The organism is Sporosarcina sp. G11-34 (assembly GCF_026931025.1).
In genome coordinates this window covers 89,501-108,403 of the sequence record NZ_JAHNZW010000010.1, presented here as the reverse complement: position 1 = coordinate 108,403, position 18,903 = coordinate 89,501, and the positions used below count along the sequence as shown (strand labels likewise).

Genomic DNA, 18,903 nt, shown 5'->3' with positions numbered 1-18,903 from the left:
CGGCCGTTGTGACAGCTCTATTATGTTCGAATTTTCTTTAGTATATGTTTAGTGGGAGGTGAATAGTATCGGGCGAGGAGAAGTTAAAGGTACGACAAGAAAAAAATCCCCAATGCACTAATGCATTGAGGATAGTTAGTATTTATTTTGTGAAAATAGATTTAAGTCGACCAAAGAATCCTTTTTTCACTTTGTCGAGTGACATGAGCGGTACTGATTCTCCGAGGATACGACGGGCAATGTTACGGTAGCCCATCGCAGCAGGATTACTAGGATCCATAACGACTGGTTCGCCTTGATTTGATGAACTGATTACATTTTCGTCATCCAAGACAATACCTAATAAATCAATAGATAAATGCGTTGTAATATCGTTTACGTCAAGCGCATCACCGGTAGACATCAAGTGACGTTTAATACGGTTAATAATTAGTTTTGGTGCGTCTATATCTTCCTGCTCGAGTAACCCAATAATCCGATCAGCGTCACGAACCGCAGAGATTTCTGGAGTCGTAACAACAATTGCACGATCTGCTCCGGCTATTGCGTTTTTAAAGCCTTGCTCTATTCCAGCTGGACAATCTATTAGTACATAGTCATAATCACGTTTTAACTCAGTGATTAATGTTTTCATCTGCTCTGCATTAATTGCATTTTTATCAGTCGTTTGTGCTGCCGGTAATAAAAAGAGGCCTTCTTCAAATCGTTTATCCTTTACAAGTGCCTGGTGCACTTTACATCGTCCTTCGATGACATCAACCAAATCATAAATGATTCGATTTTCAAGTCCAAGAATAACATCAAGATTTCGTAAGCCAATATCGGTGTCAACGAGACAAACTTTTTTACCTTGAAGCGCCAATGCAGTTCCAAGGTTAGCAGTCGTCGTCGTTTTACCGACTCCGCCCTTACCCGATGTAATTACGATAGCTTCTCCCATTACTGGACGCCCCCTTTAAATGTTGATAATTCTGGTCGTAGGATCCGAAGCTCCTGTAACCGGTCAATCGCAATAAAACCATTCGGATGTAAATAAGCGCATTCCATTTCTGGCTGCTCTGACAATACCGTTAATTCATCTGACATTAACTGGATTTTATCTGCAATCATAAGATGCGTTGCCTCAAGCCATGAAGCAGCAATGACCGATTGGGCATTTCCATTTGAGCCTGCGTGAGCAATGCCCTTCAAACGTCCCAGTACATAGATACTTCCGCCCGCAACGATGCGACCGTTTGGATTTACATCGCCAATAACAACCAGATCGCCATCAGCTTTCACAACTTGTCCTGAACGTACAATACCGATATATGTCTCAGATTGTTTTTCTAGGATTCTCTTATTACACTCTTCTACTGAGATGACATCACTTTGAATTCTCGACACCCGTAGATTCGGAGAGTCGTGAATGACATTCATTATTTCTTTTAGTTCGTCTTCATCGCAGTAACGATTGCCCGTATCAATTCGAACTTCCGCAATACCTTCCAGCCCATCCTCGGCTACTTTATTGCGAAGTTCGGCAAGTAAGTCGGAATAAGCACATTTGTCGTCGAGTCGAAGAACAAGTCCATTCTTTGTTCCTTTGATCGCCACATATTGTTGTTTCGTCATTTGCGTCACCTCGCTTTTTTCCCTCTATTACAAAATCTCGCCCCGTTTGAGCAAAACCCTATTGTCTATAAGTTTTTTAAATAACAACCCAATCATAATTACAAATAAAGAATTCGAAATCATTGTTGGAACGAGCCTGCTTGTTAAGAATTGCTGAGGACCTATCGTTGTAATTGCAATAAAACTTGCGAAAGTATAAGAAAGTACTTCTAAAAGTGCAATAAGGAATAAGATTAATAGCATTACAGTCACAATGTTTTTATTCACACGGTGAATAATATAAGCAGCAATAAAACAAATCAATGGGTAAAGAAATGCATATAATCCAATAATATCAATGTAAAAGATATCATACAAGAGCCCAAACACGAATCCGTAAATAATCGCATCCTTCTGACTGTAATAAACAGCTATGAATATGAGGTAGGCAATGACGAACCGAGGGACAAGTGTATAAAACTCTTCACCTAATGAAATCGGAGAAAACATGCTGAATACGGGTTCCAAAAAGAATAATAAAATGGCAATAAGAGGGATGATAGACCTAATCATGATCCATCTTCCCCCTTCGTACCCTTAGTTCCGCCGCCATCTGTGCCGTTTACATCAGTTTGGGATGTACGTTTCGCGACGATCACATGATCTAGCATTGAGAATTTAGCCGCTGGACGGATATAAGCCAATTTAGTCAGCCCATAGTCATCCGTTGACACTTCCGTAATTTCTCCAACTAAGAGACCTTTTGGGAATATACCGCCAAGGCCAGATGAAATTACTAGTCCGCCTTCCTCTACTTCAAAACTAGAGTCAATCCGTTTCATAATGAGCTCGCCCCGCGACTTATCAAAACCTTCGATAAGACCAAAAGTAGCTTCCTTACCAGGGATAACCGCTGAAACACGGAAATCTCGATTGTCCGTTGTCAATAATTCTACAGTAGATGTCAGTGGCGTGGCATTGATAATTTTTCCGACCAATTGGCCACCCGCAGAGACAACCGCCATATTCTTTTCAACCCCATGGGATTGCCCTTTATCAATAATAATTTTTTCTTCCCATTGATCAGGGTTTCGAGCAATGACAGTTGCATGAATAGACTCATAGTCACGCAAGTTTTCTTCTTTATCAATAATTGCACGTAGCTCGTCATTTTCAGCGCCTACGTCACTAAGTTTCGCCTGAATTGATGCGTATTCGCTCAGACGTGCTTTCAACTTTTTGTTTTCCGAATATGTATTTAATACGCCGTCAATATCTCCGATGACACCTGTTATGTAATGCGTTGGCTTCGAAAATATTGATTGACCGAAGCCGACGACATCTTTTACAATTTGTTCCGGTAAGGACGCGTTTTGCCGGTCACGCAGAGAGAATGAAATTAAAGCCACAAGGACAATTACCCCCACAAGCAATAATATCAATCGTTTATTTGAAAAAAATCGCGGCATTGCTCGTGTCCTCCTTAATCTCACGTGTTAATGATTAGTAAGATCCCCACTTTAATAAACAGGTGGGGATCAATTACTCGAATTCTCGTTACTTGGCTTGCATTTTTTTAATTACGTCGAAATTATCAAGTGCTTTACCTGTCCCAATTGCTACTGAATCTAGTGGATCTTCTGCAATAAAGACGGGCATATTTGTTTCTTCAGAAATTACTTTATCAAGATTCTTAAGTAAAGCTCCGCCGCCTGTAAGAACGATACCACGTTCCATAACGTCTGATGACAGTTCTGGAGGTGTCGTTTCTAAAGTTTTCTTAACACCTTCAATGATACGAGAAATTGATTCACTTAACGCTTCCGCTACTTCATTTGAAGTAATTTCAAGTGTTTTTGGTAATCCTGTAAGCAAGTCGCGCCCACGAATTTCCATTTTCTCTGTTTCTTCGCCTAGCATGCTAGCAGAACCAATTTCCATTTTAATAGCTTCGGCTGTACGCTCACCAATTGTTAAGTTATAAGTTTTTCTAATATAACCCGTAATTGCGATGTCCATTGTATCTCCTCCGACACGAATCGACTCGCTTGTTACAATTCCGCCTAGTGAAATAACCGCTACTTCAGTTGTTCCCCCACCGATGTCAACAACCATGCTACCTGTAGGTTCCCAAACTGGAAGACCTGCACCAATCGCTGCTGCAAATGGCTCTTCAATCGTGAAGGCATCTTTAGCACCTGCTTGACGTGAAGCATCAATTACAGCACGTTCTTCAACAGACGTGATGCCATAAGGTACACAAACCATTACATTAGGCTTTTTCCAAGAAACGCCTGATGCTTTCATTGCTTCCCTTAAGTAATGTTCAATCATTGCAGTAGTAATTTCATAATCGGCTATAACGCCATCTTTCATAGGGCGAGTTGCAATAATTGAACCCGGTGTACGGCCTATCATGTTTCTAGCTGTACTACCAACTGCAACGATTTCACCTGTATGTGTGTTTTTAGCGACAACAGAAGGCTCGCGTAAAACGATACCTTTTCCTTTAATAAAAACTAATGTATTTGCTGTACCCAAATCTATTCCTACGTCTCTTGAACCAAATCCAAACAAATGTGTTCTTCCTTTCTTCTGAACCGTTTAATTACGGCATTCATCGTACCATACACCATATTATAACGGATTGGCGAAGAAAGTGGTAGTCTCACATGTACCCTTTTTCTTTTAAGCTTATAAACTGATGGTCTCCGATGATGACATGATCAAGCACTTCAATGCCCATTAACGCCCCTGCATCAACTAATCGCTTGGTTACTTCGATGTCTTCAGGCGATGGTGACGGGCTACCCGACGGATGATTATGCGCACAAATAATGGAGGCTGCCGACCGTTTCACAGCTTCCCTAAATATTTCACGTGGATGTACGATCGCAGAATTTAAGGAACCTATAAAAATCGTTTGCTTATGAAGGACCTCATTTTTAACATTCATAAATAAGACAACAAAGTGTTCTTGATTAAGCGAAGTCATATCCGTCATTAAATAAGACGCAGCATCTTCAGGCGAGCGGATCGTAAAACGTTCTTCCGTATGCTTCCTGTAAAGACGCTTGCCAAGTTCCACAGCCGCAAGAAGCAAAGCTGCTTTTGCTTGTCCAACGCCTTTAACTGACATATATTCTTCGATTGTCGCATCTTTAAGGTCCTGTATTTTATCAAATGAAGAGAGAACCCGGTTGGCCAGCACGAGCACAGATTCGTTTCTAGTGCCCGTACCAAGCAAGATGGCAATCAGTTCCTGGTTCGACAAACTCGCTGCGCCTTGTCTAACAAGCCGTTCACGCGGTCTGTCCGCTAAATGGACATCCCGAATCATCATCTTAGGTTGAAGGTCAAGTGGCATGCTTCACAGCACCCCCTTCAACTGTTGGCTACCCATTGGTTCTTTTTGATTGCTGCCCCATCGAATTTCCGTACCCATTTTATCCAGTCTTATAACCTTACTTTTCACTTTAACTCCCCCTTTTCTACAGTGTAAGGGAACAGGGGGAATGTGAAAATTGTACATAAAAGAGGATAACGACCTTTTGGCTAATAAATCCGTTTCAAATTGAAATTTTTACGCATACCTGCTTCGTTGAATAATGAGATAAAAGGTGCAATCGAATGACGCGTAAATCATTCGTAAACGACGTGATTGCTGCAAGGTCTTTACTCAATCCTTCAGCTTTTTTATCACCTTTTTCGCTTTCCAAAGATTTTATTTTGGCTATATCATCGATTGACAGCACCGTATTCAACTTATCAGCACCAACTACATCACAAGCGACCGGTGTTACGTTAAATTCTTTTCGAAACGTGTCCTCGCTATCACTATCCGTAATCTCCGCTTCCGTCAAGCCAACCGCTGACCAAATATAGTATTGCTCCGCCACTTGAATAATAGCAGCTGTTGTAAGGGACGGATCCTCCCCCATAAAAGTTGCAGCGGAAGCAGAACTTGAAAAGGCTCCGTGTTGTCTTGCGTAAAGCTTAAGCCCGTCACCAATTTCTTGTTGCTCAGTTGCTTCCGCATCATTCGCTGACGGTCCTGCAGTCGGAACTTCTGGTGGCTTCGTCTCCCCAACTTTCATTCCGTTCGAACTAAGAATTATAAAGCCGATGATTGCAATTGCCGCTACCCCAATAATAACTCCTTGTACCATCGCCATAAATACCGTTTTTTTAGTATATCGTTTGCCAAATTTCATCTCTGTCCACCCCGTTTATCCCGCCTTTACAGTTTATAGGTCCACCAGAAGAATAGTCTGTTGGTCTCTTTTTCCCGTAAAAGCCCGATTGGTTCAACTATCACTCAGTAACTATTTTCTGAATGAAGTTTCACTGTATTAACCGTAGCAGAACAGAGGCAAAAAAAAACAAGAGGCTTGTCACCAGCCCCTTGAAAATTTATCGACTTATTAAAACATAGTCAGATACCACTCGACAAGGTCAGCGCCCCAAAAATAACTGATGACCGCAGCTAGTGATATTGACGGGCCAAATGGGATTGGCGTCTTTCGACCTTTCCCAGCTTTCTTTAAAATAATAACCCCTACAATCGACCCAATTAATGAAGCTAGAAACAGTGTCAATAATGTGTTCGCTGTCCCTAACACGAGCCCGAGGACGAAGAACAGTTTAATGTCTCCACCGCCCATTCCGCCTTTCGACACGACCGCTATGAGATATAGCACACCAAAACCGATTACTGCGCCTAGCAGGCTATCCCACCAAGGGGTGAGCGGTATTAGTATCCTTAGACCAAAGAACACGATAGCGAACGGCAGAAGCACCTTGTCGGGAATCAGCATATAGGCAATGTCTGACACACTTATAATGACAAGAAGTGACATAAACAAGATTGCAATAATAAGCTCAGGTCCTATACCCAGCATTACATAAGATAGGACAAACAATCCGCCCGTCACAAACTCCATAAACGGATAGATAGGACTAATTTCAGACCCGCACCCCCGACACTTCCCCTTCAAAAAGATGTAGGAAAAAACCGGAACGAGGTCAAGTACCCCGAGATTCCGGTCGCATGTTGTGCAATGTGATGGCGGTGATACAATTGATTCTTTTTTCGGAACACGCAATCCAACCACATTAAAAAACGAACCGAAGACAATGCCATAAACGAAGAAAAATCCACCAATTATAAATTCCATTTAGCTACCTGCTTCTTCTGAATAGAATGTTGTTAATTGAACAATCACCGGTATACGCTCATCGGGATTTTCTTGTGCCAATTCGAATTCACCAGGTTGTTTGAATTCGACGGCATCTATCCGCACGACACGTTCAAGATCTTCTACCTCTTGCAAAAACGTCAATAAATGATCGTAATCCAAGACAGATAGCTCGACACTAAGTGTAATTAATTTAAGCTCGTCTGGTAATAATTCAATGTTAATAGGTGTGACCGGCTTAGCTTCGTCAACTTCAGAGTCTTCTTCCGCGTCCGCTTCACTTTCTGCTTCTTTCTCGGTATTAGTTTCCTCGGATACAGTAGTTTCTGTTTCTAGTTCTGCTGCTTCTTTTTCTTCTTCAGTTGGCAAAACAATAGCCGATCCTGACACTTCTTCATCATAGTTATTAAATACTATCTCTATGATTTTAGATTCGCTCATCAATTCGACTTCATGAATCGAGTGCAATAATTTATCTAAATCACGATTCATCGGCAATTTCTTTCGAAGCCCAAAGTCATTTGCATCGTCCGTGGAAACGACGCTTAAAACAGCAACTTGATTTTCTAGGGCGCTATTTTGAGCGATTAACTGGTTAATCGAATTAGTTTTCTGTGTTTCCGCCTCGCTCTTTGGCATTATTACGTAGTAGTAAACAACCCCAAGTAATAAGAACGCAATAATTCCTAGGAGTGCAACTAAAGATTTGTTTTCATTTTGCTTCATTGCACTTCACCACCCGTACGTAAGTAATCAGAGTCGATCGTGACCGTAAATATATTGGTGAAACGTTCAACCTCGTCGAATGAATCCGTCTTTTTTTCCTCTTCTTCCACTGAAGTTGAAGGTGCTGGATTGAACGTCGAAATTTCCTCGACTTTCACATCTTCTAGATATGGACTTCCTGCTAGATCACCAACATACGTGACAACCTCACCAATCGTCTCAAAATCTACTTCAAACTGAATCGTGTTTTCAGAAAACAGATAATCTCGTAAATAGGTATGTTCGTTCACGTATTTATTAATTTCAATTAATAGCGGCGATACTGGATAAGAAACACTCTCAACAAATTCAACAGAAGTCCCTAAATCCACTACTTGAGGTTCTTCTAACGTAATTAGCGACGCCTCTAACTCTGCCTTTTCAGTAAGTAATAATTGTTCTTCAGCTATTAAGTTATTAACATTTTTCGAAAGTGAAAAGTATTGAAAGATTAAATAAATAAGTATTAGTGCAAAAGTAGCCGCTAGAATAATAGATAACCACCGTTTACCTGTAGATACTCTATCTATTTGCGGGAGTAGATTTATTTCAGGGGACATTAGAACCCTCCTTTAGTGACAGACCAATTAGTGCTGAATGCTTCGCTTTAAACTGCGTATAATACTTCCTCATAAACGCATCATCAATAACTTTCACCGGTGTGTCAATGGAGGAACGCATTTGGTCGGCAATATAATCCATTTCCGGATTATCACCTAACATAATGATTTGATCAACAGATTTTTCACCTTTGTGAAGTGAAAATCGGTAGAAATTCAAAATGCGATCGATTTCAAAGATCTGTTCGCTTAACGGTAAATGATAATCTTCCATATTCCCGTCATATGTAAACTTGTAATTAGCCAATGAATCAGGCGTGTATGTCCAATTTCGAGAAGGTGTTTCAGCTGGATGATACCTGAGAAAGTCAACATTCCCATTCGAGTAAATGCTAATGGATACGGCATTTATAGACCAGTCAGCAATAAGGTATGTATCATTTGGTGAAAAATAAGAAATGCGATTAAGAAAACGGATATTTGATAATGTCCGTACATCCAACACTGTAGGTTGCAAATTCACATCTTGGTAAAGTTGGATGAGCTTTGTCACTTCTTCAGAGGATGAAGCATAGATAACCGCTTCCCCGTCTCCCTCTTCATGGTCATATACATCAAGCAATGGATTTTCAAACGGCAAGTGAATTGTGCGCCCTAGTTCCATTTCAACATACCCTTTTAATTCTGCTGAACTAAGTTCCTTCGGATGTTCAAAAGCCCGCATCATCGCGCCGTAATCTGGAACAAAAAAGCGGAGATCATGCTTTGAGATACCCCATTCTTTCGCAACTACTTTAAGTGCATCAAAAAAAGCTATTTCATCTACCACAATCTCATCCACGACAATACCTCGTTCTAACGGATATTCATGAACAATTCCTGTCGCTAGATCATCTTCGCTGTAAATAAGTCCACGGATATAATAATCATTCATTTCAAGTGAAACAACACGATTTTTCTTTCTGCGAAACATTCCATTGGCCCCCTTAATAAAAGACGAGTAGTTCGTTTGTCATCCAGGGAAACGAAGGATCGTTTGCTTGGATGATAAATGAAAAGAAAGACTACAGCAGCGGAGAGCTGCTGTAGCATTGTAATATCAAATATATTCAGAGTTAATTCCCAAGTAATGTATTCAAATCATTTTCTGTAACGACATTACTAGAAATGGTGGAATTAAACTTAGTCTGCTTTATTTCCGCTAACTTTGCGAAAGTAATTGTCCACGCTCCATCAATTGCTTTTTCCGCCCCGTCACCTGCACCAAGTTCAATACCTTCAACATAATTTGTTAATTCCGCTTTATTACATGTAGCTGATCCATCAGCAATTGTAGTACACTTATTGTCAACTTGTGCAATTTTTGCCCCTGCTAAAATATTTGATGCCTCAGCAAGAATGGCCTTATCTCTTGAATTATTAATAACATTCCCAATCGCAGGCACTGCAATCGCAGCAACAATCGCTAAAATAACTATAACTGCAAGTAGTTCAATAAGCGTTAATCCTTTTTCGTTGTTAATTTGTTTCTTGAATTTTTTAAACATGTGTATTCCCCCAATAGTTTTATTGTTGTTGCGCCGTTCGTATAAATCCGCAACCTCACCTCCTTAAAGTGATTAATTTTAGTGTTGTGTGGATAACAACGTGCATTCTATAGTTGCCCATTAAACTTTTCTATATTTGTTCATACAAACTAAACATCGGAACCATTATCGCTAGCACAATCGTACCGACGATAACAGCTAGAAAAACAATCATCAGGGGCTCTATTAACGATTTTAGCGTATCTACCGTTCTATCGACGTCCGCTTCATAAAAGTCGGCGATTTTCTCCAACATATAGTCGAGTGATCCTGTTTCTTCTCCAATTGTGGTCATTTGTGTCACAAGTGGTGGAAATAACCAACTTTTTTTCAGTGGTGCTGATAAAGTATTGCCTTTTTCCAAACTGGATCTAGACTCTAAAATAACTTGTCCCATTACTGGATTCCCTACCACTCTTTCAACGATTGAAAGTGCTTGTAGAATAGGGACGGAACTACTAAAGAGTGAAGATAATGTCCTAGACATTCGTGCAATTGCCGCCTTTTGAAGTAACTTCCCGAAAATCGGCATCTTCAGTAAGAAATAATGAGTGCGGTAATGAAATTCTTTATTATTTTTAAACAAATAGTGAAATCCGAACACTGTAACGAGTGTAGCGATCACCATAATCCACCAAAAACCTCTAATCCAATCACTTATCGCCATTACGAATAATGTGATAAACGGTAGTTCTGCCCCAAAATCTGCAAACATTTCGGTAAACGTTGGAACAATAGTTAGCATTAAAAATACAACAACAATCATTGTAATGATTAGAAGAACTAGAGGATACATAAGTGTTGATTGGATTTTCTTTTTTAAGGTGTGTTGCTTCTCGTAAAAGAAAGCTAATCGTTCCAAGGTTTCATCTAAATTACCTGTCGCTTCGCCTGCTTGAATCATATTGATGAATAACGGCGGAAACACTTTTTCATGTTTACTTGCCGCATTCGAAAATGGCATTCCTGTCCGGATATCTTCTTCTACTGAGAACAAAGCTTGTTTTAACATCTTGCTCGTTGTTTGATTTGCCAAAATTTGTGTCGCTTCGACGATTGAAATCCCTGCTCGAATCAGCGTTGCAAACTGTCTACAATAGACAACGAAATCCTCATTTTTAACTTGTGCACCAAATGAAATTTGTTTATGAAGAATACTTTTTGATTCTTCGATTTCGCGGGGGTTTATCCCCTGTCTTCGTAGTTTTGCGATTGCTGCCTTCTCTGTTTCAGCATCGACAATCCCTTTTTTGAAGCCACCTGCCGCCGTTCGTCCAATGTATTTGTAGATGGTCACTCATAATCACCTTCACTCAAATACTCTTTTGCTTCACTGTAGTTAATTGTTCCATTCGAGATCAGTTGTTGGATTGAGACTTCTAGTGTGTGCATCCCTAAACTACGACTTGTTTGAATAACGTTTTGGATTTGATGTACTTTTTCTGACCTTATTAGATTCGCGATCGCAGATGTTCGAACTAATATTTCGGTAGCTGCCACACGTCCACTACCATCTTTATTAACAAATAATCGTTGCGCAACAATCCCCTGCAATACGTTTGCAAGTTGAATTCGTACTTGGCTTTGTTGATGCGGTGGAAAGACATCTATGATCCGGTCAATCGTTGTCGCAGCACTACTTGTGTGTAGCGTAGCCAATACTAAGTGACCTGTTTCAGCAGCGGTGATCGCTGTTGAAATCGTTTCTAAGTCTCGCATTTCACCGACTAATATTACTTCAGGATCTTGACGTAATGCTGCCCGTAATCCATTCGCAAAAGTTTGGGTATCGGTACCAACTTCACGTTGATTGACTATGGATTTCTTATGTTCGTGTAAATACTCGATTGGATCCTCAAGCGTAATAATATGTTTGGCTGTATTCGTATTAATGTAGTCAATCATCGACGCTAGTGTAGTTGTCTTACCTGAACCCGTAGGCCCGGTAACTAATATAAGTCCTTGGTGTTTATTGGCCAAGTCGTATAATATTGTCGGCATTCCCAAGTCTTCAACCGTCGGAATTTTGGACGGGATAAGGCGAGCAGCAATCGAAACTTCTCCGCGCTGATGAAACGCATTGACACGGAAACGACAAAGGTTTTGAAGCGGATAGTTAAAGTCCGTTTCCCCTTTTGTTTCAAATTCTTCTACTTTAGATTCAGGGAGTATATTGGCGACCATCTTTTCTAATTCTGCAGAAGTATATGTCTGTTCATCGAGTTGGCGTAATTGCCCATCGATGCGAAACACAGCCGGTATTCCATAAGAAAGATGTAAATCCGAAGCCCCTTCTTCATAAGCTTTCGTTAAAAGTTGTACAATTATATTCGGCATTCCATCACATCCTAATCAGACGTTGCGACACGTAGCACTTCTTCAATCGTCGTTTGCCCCGCGGACACTTTTTGTAACCCATCTTCCACAAGTGTTTTATACCCCTTGCTTCTGGCATATTTAAGCGTTTCCTGGGAACTACTTTTATTTAAGATTTGCGACCTAATGGCATCATCTATTGATAGTATTTCATGAAGTGCTAATCGACCTCGGTAACCTGTCCCATTACACGACGGACATCCCAGCCCTTGTGTAATCTGGGTAACTTCTTCGCCGTATTGTTCAAAAAACTTTGTTTCGTGTTCATTTGGCGCACGAACTTCACTACAATCTCGGCACACTCGACGAACGAGTCGTTGGGCCATAATACCAATGAGTGAAGAAGACAACAGAAACGTTTCAATGCCCATATCCGTTAACCTAGAGATCGAATCGATGGCACTATTCGTATGTAAGGTACTTAATACGAGGTGACCTGTTAGTGAAGAACGTATCGCTATTTGCGCTGTCTCCATATCCCTAATTTCCCCGACCATAATGACATCTGGATCTTGTCGCAAAATAGACCGTAAACCGGATGAAAATGATAAGCCAATTTCCTCGCGTACTTGAATTTGGTTGATCCCCTCGAGTTGATATTCTACAGGATCTTCAATCGTAATGATGTTCACTTCTTCGTTATTCAAATGATTTAATCCAGCGTAAAGTGTAGATGATTTTCCCGAACCTGTTGGACCGGTAATTAAAATAATTCCATTCGGCCTGTCTAACATGTTTTTAAACTTGAGGAAATTATCACCGGAAAATCCAAGCATGTCTAAATCATTTATCGCACTGCTTAAATCTAAAATACGCATGACAATTTTTTCGCCGTAAATCGTTGGTAAAGTCGAAAGGCGGATATCAATAGGTCGTAAGTTCACGGTGGATTTTATGCGACCATCTTGGGGTATTCGATGTTCTGTAATGTTTAAATTACCCATTATTTTCACACGTGCAATAATGATGTTTTGCATGTTTTTCGGTAGTGAACGCTCATGCCGTAATACGCCATCGACCCTGTATCGAATTTTCAACGCCTTATCCTGGGGGTCAAAGTGAATATCACTTGCACGTTGTGCGACACCATTTGCAATAATTTGGTTGACGAGCCTTACGATCGGTGAATCTTCATCAGTTATTTGATTTTCATCTTCATAATCCGCTGGAATAATATCATCTAGTGCATCATCCATAGATTCTTGTAAATCATAATACCTAGTGATTGCTCGAAAAACATCATCTTTTGCAGCAATTCCTACTTCGATTTGATAACCTGTCGCCATCCGTAACTCTTCAATTGTAAAGTAGTCCATGGGATCTGCCATAGCTACTAAGAGCTTGTTGCCTTCGATTTTTACAGGCATAATATTTGCCCGTTTTGCTAGTTCTTTTGGAACTAGTTGAATGAGTTCAGGCTCAATTGAATTTTGTCCCAAATGGATAAGTGGAATTCCTAGCTGTAATTCAAGAACTTGTATGAGTTGTTGCTCTGTAATAAGTTGCTGATTGATTAAATAATCACCGATTTTTTCATCGCGACTTTTATTTTTTAGCGCATCTAGAAGTTGGTCATTATTAATATAATTTGCTTCTATTAATAAGTCACCAATTCGTTTACGGGCATTTGGTTTCACGTCGGCATCCCACTCCTTTTACTTTGAATCGGGCGTTATTAGGTTGCCGCCTTTATCATAATAACTTCCATCAGAATTAGGATTGTTATTGTCTTGGTCTTCATTATTTTGGTTACTTTGTTCTGTATTGCTCTTTTTAATATCACTGCCTTCGACTATTGAATCAGTCGTCTGCGAACCACTAGGGCCAGTAACACTTCCTGTGTCGTCAGAGTTACTCGTGTTAGTTGAGCCACCAGTATCAGTCGTTGTTTCACCATCAACAGCTACTTCTCCAGAGTCATCTACTTTAGGAGGTATCACTTCAGCAGGTTCTCTTGAAGAAACTAAAACAACTTTATTCTTAGGTGGATAAAAGTCGCGACTAACGAGTTCTTCATCAGAAAACGAACCATTTTTCTCATTAATCATTTTGTAAACCTGAACACGTAAACCGTTATTACCAGCCTCTTCAACTTTCACTGCACCTATCGGTAAATCATAAGTTAGTCGATTAATTGTTCGCGGCTCGACGATTTCCTCGTTCCTTATTTCGTAAGTAACCTCGTAATCTGATTTTAATGAGTAGAGTTCAATTAATAATCTGCTATTTTTAATGGATGCTCCCAAGATTACTGGTCGATTTGTTTGGTTACTAAACGAGAAATCTTGGCTTCTGTTCGGATCAACTTTCACTTCAATTCCCGGTTCCAAATACTTAGGCTTCACATTTTGCGAGTGCCGCTCTTGAATATCTAGTTCTGTTTGTAATACGACACTATACAATGTTGAAGCGGTGAAATTGGCAGTTTCATCTGTGTAATAACCGGCTACTCTTTCTAAAACTTCCAAGAAAGAAAACTGCTCCTTATTCAGTATGATAACGCCATCTAGCTCTTCAACGATTTGTGAGATGCCTGTCCCATCAACAACAACGTCCTGTATTTCAAATGAAATTCTTTCTAGTAAATCTTTCGTGAGTGGAACTTCTTCCGCAAGGATTACTCCCTCTTTTAGATATCCCGCATGATTCTTTATTGCTGCAACAGTTTCTTCAGCGTTAAACAAAGGCGCATCGGCGAACAAATCATACACACTAGCATCTACCATGACTTCAATTGGAATTTCAATATTTTTATTGCCTTCCCAAAAGTTGTACCACGGAGATGAAGTAGCGGCAATATAAAAATCCACTGTTTTGTTTATATCGAAACTAATGTAATCGCTTGGGATGACAACTTTCGCAGTTGTTCCCTGTACAATAATGTCATTTTGCTTCCATTTCGTAACCTCAGTAGATAGTTGTGATTTAAGATCCGTTTTCTTTGTAGAGATAATTTCCATACTGCCAATCCTGCTAACTTCAGCATCACTATTAGCTAACGCAGTAGATGAAGGAAGTATTGCTTGATATAAAACGAAAACGATCAATGCAGTCCACGTGAATATAGGAAAAAAGTATTTTAATCTCAATTGAAAGTCCCTCCACCTTTATTAATGCGAATATTGCAAACTATAAACTTACTTTAGTAGTTCAGATTTATCAAATATAGCTAATTCTAGAATTAGGTTGCATTTCCATAGACCTTAGTTTATACAATGTAGTAGGAATAAGCAACCATTTTTCCGACAATTTATTTCCACTTCAAAGAACTTTCGCCAAGAACAGGTCATTATCCCTATCTTTCTACCCAAAAAAGGCGCAGAAAGAATACTGTGTATGCTGAATACTCTTTTTCCAGCACCACTTCTCAATGCACCAATACTTTATCACCTTGATAGATCCCAACCCGATTTCTTCCTGCCTGTTTCCCGCCAATATAAAGTGCACGGTCAGCATTTCTCAGTAAACCTTTCGCATCTTTTGCATCTCCAGGAACTGTCGCAACACCAAGACTAATTGTAATAGAAACGTCGACCGGGGTTCGGTCCTCCGATAAGTCTGGTATGATTTCAAAAATCGTTTTCTCAATTTCCAAACGTATTTTTTCTGCTAGATTCCCAGCCATTTCTTTCGAGCATTCTGGTAATACGATTACAAACTCCTCCCCACCGTACCTAGCAATTGTGTCCTCAGGAGAAGCGAACAACCTAAGTAAGGCGGCGAGCTTAATTAGTATATCGTTTCCACTTTCATGTCCGTATGTATCGTTAATCAATTTAAAATGATCTATGTCCAACATAATTACAGATAGTTCGTCAATCTTCCCTGTATGAAATTCAAACATGTCATTATTTAATTTCTTTTCAAGATAACGATAATTATGCAACTTCGTTAATCCACATCGTTCACTTTTTTCAATCGTATTTTCGTAAAACCTTGCTTTTTCCAAGGATATTGAAAAATAGCCTGTTAATATTTCAAGGATGTTCATGTCGACCGTTTGAAATACATTCTTACAACCCGAGGTCATAATTAAAAACCCTTCTGTTTGGCCATTACGAATAATGGGCACTGTGATTGCACTTTCAAGCCCGTGTGTAAACTGAATGTTTTTCAATGAGCTGACTTCTTTTTCATTAAAGTAAATTCTAGAAAAATAAGAATCCAGACCATCATCCGGTTGTTTATCTGCCCAGAAAATAATACTGTCTACATCACTCATTATGATTCCAGATTCAGATGCCATAAGTGGGATTAACTTCCGGCCCCCCCTTAGATCAACTACATATGCATAATCGTAAGGGACAACACCCCGCAGCATTTCAAGAAAAGTTTGAATGACCTCACCGAACATAAGTCGATCCGCAAGTTCATGGCCAATTTTTCCCGCATGCGATAATTGCTCGTTCAAGTTATTAGAGTTGTTATACATTCTTAGTATTAGTAAAACAACGAGGAAAGGTATCCCTACAAGTATTATCGATTTATTGTTTAGGTTCGCGTGCAAAAAATAAAGAGATATACTGAAGGGCAATAAAATTATTGTGGATATATAATCCCATATTGCACCATTGGAACGAAGTGAGTAAACGCGCCAATTGAAATGAAAATATATTTTTAACAACAGATTATTTAATACTGTGTACGTAAGGGCATAAAGCAACCCAAAAAAGAAGATGTCCGAAAAGTCTAACGTTCCGATAACACCTCCTGCATAGTGAAATACAAATCCACTTCCAACTGAAATAATACTAAATATTGTAGAGTTCACAAAAAATTTATGGGTTAACGGCAAAGCCGTTTTTTCAATAAAAAGGATACTGAATACAGCCAATTGAATAAAGAGAAACTCTGCAAATACACCGTACTGAAAGAATATAGTTAACGTTAACCATCGCTCAAGTGAAATTGTAACGTCTTGAAATTGTAGCGGCAGTAACATCGTCACAAGCATAATAGAAAACAGAATTAATACATTCGTCCAATCCAATTCCCTGGATGGGAAATAAGTATAGGCTACATAGATAGAGGGGAAAAAGATAAGGATCCAAACGAAAAACATTATGAGTTGTTGCTTTTTCGAAACTGGCATTCTCCCCCGCCTCCCACCTACTCATTATCTCACATAGCCGGCTACGCGATTACGCCCCGCTTGTTTTGCACCTAGGAAAAGTGATCGATCGGCATTGCGAAGAAGCGTTTTTGCTTCATCAGTATCCTCCGGAGCCCCGGAAACGCCAATACTAACCGTAATCGTAACCTCTAAGTATGGTATGTCTTCTCCAAGGTCCGAATTGACCTGAAATAAATGGTGCTGAACGTTTTGACGGATCTTCTCAGCAAAACGTTTTGCTTCCATTTTTGATAGGCCCGGAAGTAAATAAACAAATTCCTCGCCGCCATACCTAGCAACAACACCATCTTTAGGAGCTAAACTTTCGAGTATTCTAGCAATGCTATACAAGATTTCGTTTCCGCTCTGATGACCATATGTATCATTAATACTTTTAAAATGATCAATATCCAGCATTAATACCGATAGTTCATCTAATGTACCATTGTTTACTTTCATCATTTCTAACTCTAGCCGTTCCTCGATATATGTATAATTATAAAGTTTCGTTAACGCACATCTCTCACTCTTCATCACTGACGCTTCAACATTACGCGCTTTTTCAATAGATACTGTGAAATAAGAACAAAGAATATCCAATATTTTAAGTTGATATTCTTCAAATGCATCCCTATTCGCAGTTGATAGAAAGAGGACCGCCTCAACCTTCTGATTCCGTGTAATTGGTACACTAAGAACACTTTGTATACCTTCCGGTGTATAATCTTTGGATTCACTTTCCCATTCTTCTCTATTGGAGTAGATGACAGGTTTGTTTTCCATAAGGACCGATCCAATAATACCGTCTCCCGATGGAATACGATCGAAATCTACATTTACGAATTCACCTGCTTCATATGAGCGGACTGATTCAAGCCATCCATCCTTATGATCGAATAGATAGACATATTCCGCATTAAACATTTCAGAAACTTTCTGAACAAACTGGTCGATAACTTTTTCTTCAGTTAAATTATTCGAAAGTCCGTGCCCGATCTTGCCTGCTTGCTTTAAATTATCATTAATTTTTTCTGAATCATTATATAGCCCTAAAATATAGGCGATAAAAAGGAATGGTGCGCCTACTAAAAAAAATGCGCCTACGCCAATATAGTTAATGAGAAAATATAATGTCAGAGAGAGTGGGAGAATAACCAGTACCACCGCATAATTCAAGAGGTAACCTTTCGTATAATCGAGTAATTCTCGTTTTTGTGAGCCCCAATACAATTTAAACAATAAATCCTTAGCGATTGTATGGAATAACTGATAGCAAAACACTGCTAGTATAAGAGGCCAAAATTCGAATGACCCTATTTTCCCACCAATAAGATTGAATACGAATGCACTACCTATGGATAATAGAAAAAAAAGTGTAGAGTTTAATAACAAACGATTTAATGTCGGTATTTTACTAGTTATGAAAAACCTAGCTAAGATTGCCAGTTGCATAACAATTATTTCAACCATTAGCCCGTACATTAAAAAAGCAGGTACTGTAACGCACATCACTAATAAAATCGGCCTGCCGAATCTCATAATAGGTAAATAAACCGTTAAGAATCCAAAACCAGCGAACAGGAATACGTTTAACCAGTTAATCTCTTCCGGATAATAAGTAAAAAATATATAAATAAAGCCGGGCGGAACGATTAGTAGCCATATTAAAAGCAATTGGACAGTGGACCTATTTATTAACTTCAATATTAAAT

At 39.5% G+C, this 18,903-nt stretch carries 18 protein-coding genes; all 18 read right to left on the bottom strand.

Annotation, left to right across the window (positions count from 1 at the left end; translation table 11 throughout):
• Nucleotides 1-142: 142 nt before the first annotated feature.
• A complete protein-coding gene (gene minD, locus KSU66_RS15200) occupies nucleotides 143-940 on the bottom strand; it encodes a septum site-determining protein MinD (RefSeq protein WP_269052319.1) in 798 nt (265 codons plus the stop codon).
• On the bottom strand, nucleotides 940-1,614 hold the full coding sequence (gene minC / locus KSU66_RS15195) for a septum site-determining protein MinC (RefSeq protein WP_269052318.1): 675 nt from the start codon (nucleotides 1,612-1,614) through the stop codon (nucleotides 940-942). The genes minD and minC overlap by 1 nt, the downstream gene beginning before the upstream one ends.
• 27 nt (nucleotides 1,615-1,641) lie before the next feature.
• Nucleotides 1,642-2,166, bottom strand: a complete 525-nt coding sequence (gene mreD / locus KSU66_RS15190; protein WP_269052317.1) for a rod shape-determining protein MreD — start codon at nucleotides 2,164-2,166, stop codon at nucleotides 1,642-1,644.
• On the bottom strand, nucleotides 2,163-3,062 hold the full coding sequence (gene mreC / locus KSU66_RS15185) for a rod shape-determining protein MreC (protein ID WP_269052316.1): 900 nt from the start codon (nucleotides 3,060-3,062) through the stop codon (nucleotides 2,163-2,165). The genes mreD and mreC overlap by 4 nt, the downstream gene beginning before the upstream one ends.
• Nucleotides 3,063-3,150: 88 nt before the next feature.
• Nucleotides 3,151-4,170, bottom strand: coding sequence for a rod shape-determining protein (locus KSU66_RS15180; RefSeq protein ID WP_269052315.1), 1,020 nt, complete (start codon nucleotides 4,168-4,170; stop codon nucleotides 3,151-3,153).
• Between the two features lie 91 nt (nucleotides 4,171-4,261).
• Nucleotides 4,262-4,960, bottom strand: a complete 699-nt coding sequence (radC, locus tag KSU66_RS15175) for a RadC family protein (RefSeq protein WP_269052314.1) — start codon at nucleotides 4,958-4,960, stop codon at nucleotides 4,262-4,264.
• 202 nt (nucleotides 4,961-5,162) lie between these two features.
• Nucleotides 5,163-5,807, bottom strand: coding sequence for a hypothetical protein (locus KSU66_RS15170; RefSeq protein ID WP_269052313.1), 645 nt, complete (start codon nucleotides 5,805-5,807; stop codon nucleotides 5,163-5,165).
• A gap of 210 nt (nucleotides 5,808-6,017) precedes the next feature.
• A complete protein-coding gene (locus tag KSU66_RS15165) occupies nucleotides 6,018-6,770 on the bottom strand; it encodes a prepilin peptidase (RefSeq protein WP_269052312.1) in 753 nt (250 codons plus the stop codon).
• Nucleotides 6,771-7,517, bottom strand: a complete 747-nt coding sequence (locus tag KSU66_RS15160; RefSeq protein WP_269052311.1) for a hypothetical protein — start codon at nucleotides 7,515-7,517, stop codon at nucleotides 6,771-6,773.
• Nucleotides 7,514-8,116, bottom strand: a complete 603-nt coding sequence (locus tag KSU66_RS15155) for a hypothetical protein (RefSeq protein WP_269052310.1) — start codon at nucleotides 8,114-8,116, stop codon at nucleotides 7,514-7,516. The genes KSU66_RS15160 and KSU66_RS15155 overlap by 4 nt, the downstream gene beginning before the upstream one ends.
• A complete protein-coding gene (gene pilM, locus KSU66_RS15150) occupies nucleotides 8,106-9,089 on the bottom strand; it encodes a type IV pilus biogenesis protein PilM (protein WP_269052309.1) in 984 nt (327 codons plus the stop codon). Before pilM ends, KSU66_RS15155 begins: the two co-directional genes overlap by 11 nt.
• A gap of 142 nt (nucleotides 9,090-9,231) precedes the next feature.
• Complete coding sequence (locus tag KSU66_RS15145; protein WP_269052308.1) at nucleotides 9,232-9,663, bottom strand: type II secretion system protein; 432 nt, start codon at nucleotides 9,661-9,663, stop codon at nucleotides 9,232-9,234.
• A gap of 130 nt (nucleotides 9,664-9,793) precedes the next feature.
• On the bottom strand, nucleotides 9,794-10,999 hold the full coding sequence (locus tag KSU66_RS15140; protein ID WP_269052307.1) for a type II secretion system F family protein: 1,206 nt from the start codon (nucleotides 10,997-10,999) through the stop codon (nucleotides 9,794-9,796).
• Nucleotides 10,996-12,039, bottom strand: coding sequence for a type IV pilus twitching motility protein PilT (locus KSU66_RS15135; protein ID WP_269052306.1), 1,044 nt, complete (start codon nucleotides 12,037-12,039; stop codon nucleotides 10,996-10,998). Before KSU66_RS15135 ends, KSU66_RS15140 begins: the two co-directional genes overlap by 4 nt.
• 11 nt (nucleotides 12,040-12,050) lie before the next feature.
• The gene (locus KSU66_RS15130) at nucleotides 12,051-13,715 is read right to left on the bottom strand and encodes a GspE/PulE family protein (RefSeq protein WP_269052305.1); all 1,665 of its coding nucleotides are present in this window, start codon (nucleotides 13,713-13,715) and stop codon (nucleotides 12,051-12,053) included.
• 18 nt (nucleotides 13,716-13,733) lie between these two features.
• Nucleotides 13,734-15,167 (bottom strand): VanW family protein, encoded by a 1,434-nt coding sequence (locus KSU66_RS15125; RefSeq protein ID WP_269052304.1) that lies wholly within the window; start codon nucleotides 15,165-15,167, stop codon nucleotides 13,734-13,736.
• 278 nt (nucleotides 15,168-15,445) lie between these two features.
• A complete protein-coding gene (locus KSU66_RS15120; RefSeq protein ID WP_269052303.1) occupies nucleotides 15,446-17,170 on the bottom strand; it encodes a sensor domain-containing diguanylate cyclase in 1,725 nt (574 codons plus the stop codon).
• A gap of 24 nt (nucleotides 17,171-17,194) precedes the next feature.
• Complete coding sequence (locus tag KSU66_RS15115) at nucleotides 17,195-18,895, bottom strand: sensor domain-containing diguanylate cyclase (protein WP_269052302.1); 1,701 nt, start codon at nucleotides 18,893-18,895, stop codon at nucleotides 17,195-17,197.
• Between the last annotated feature and the right edge of the window lie 8 nt (nucleotides 18,896-18,903).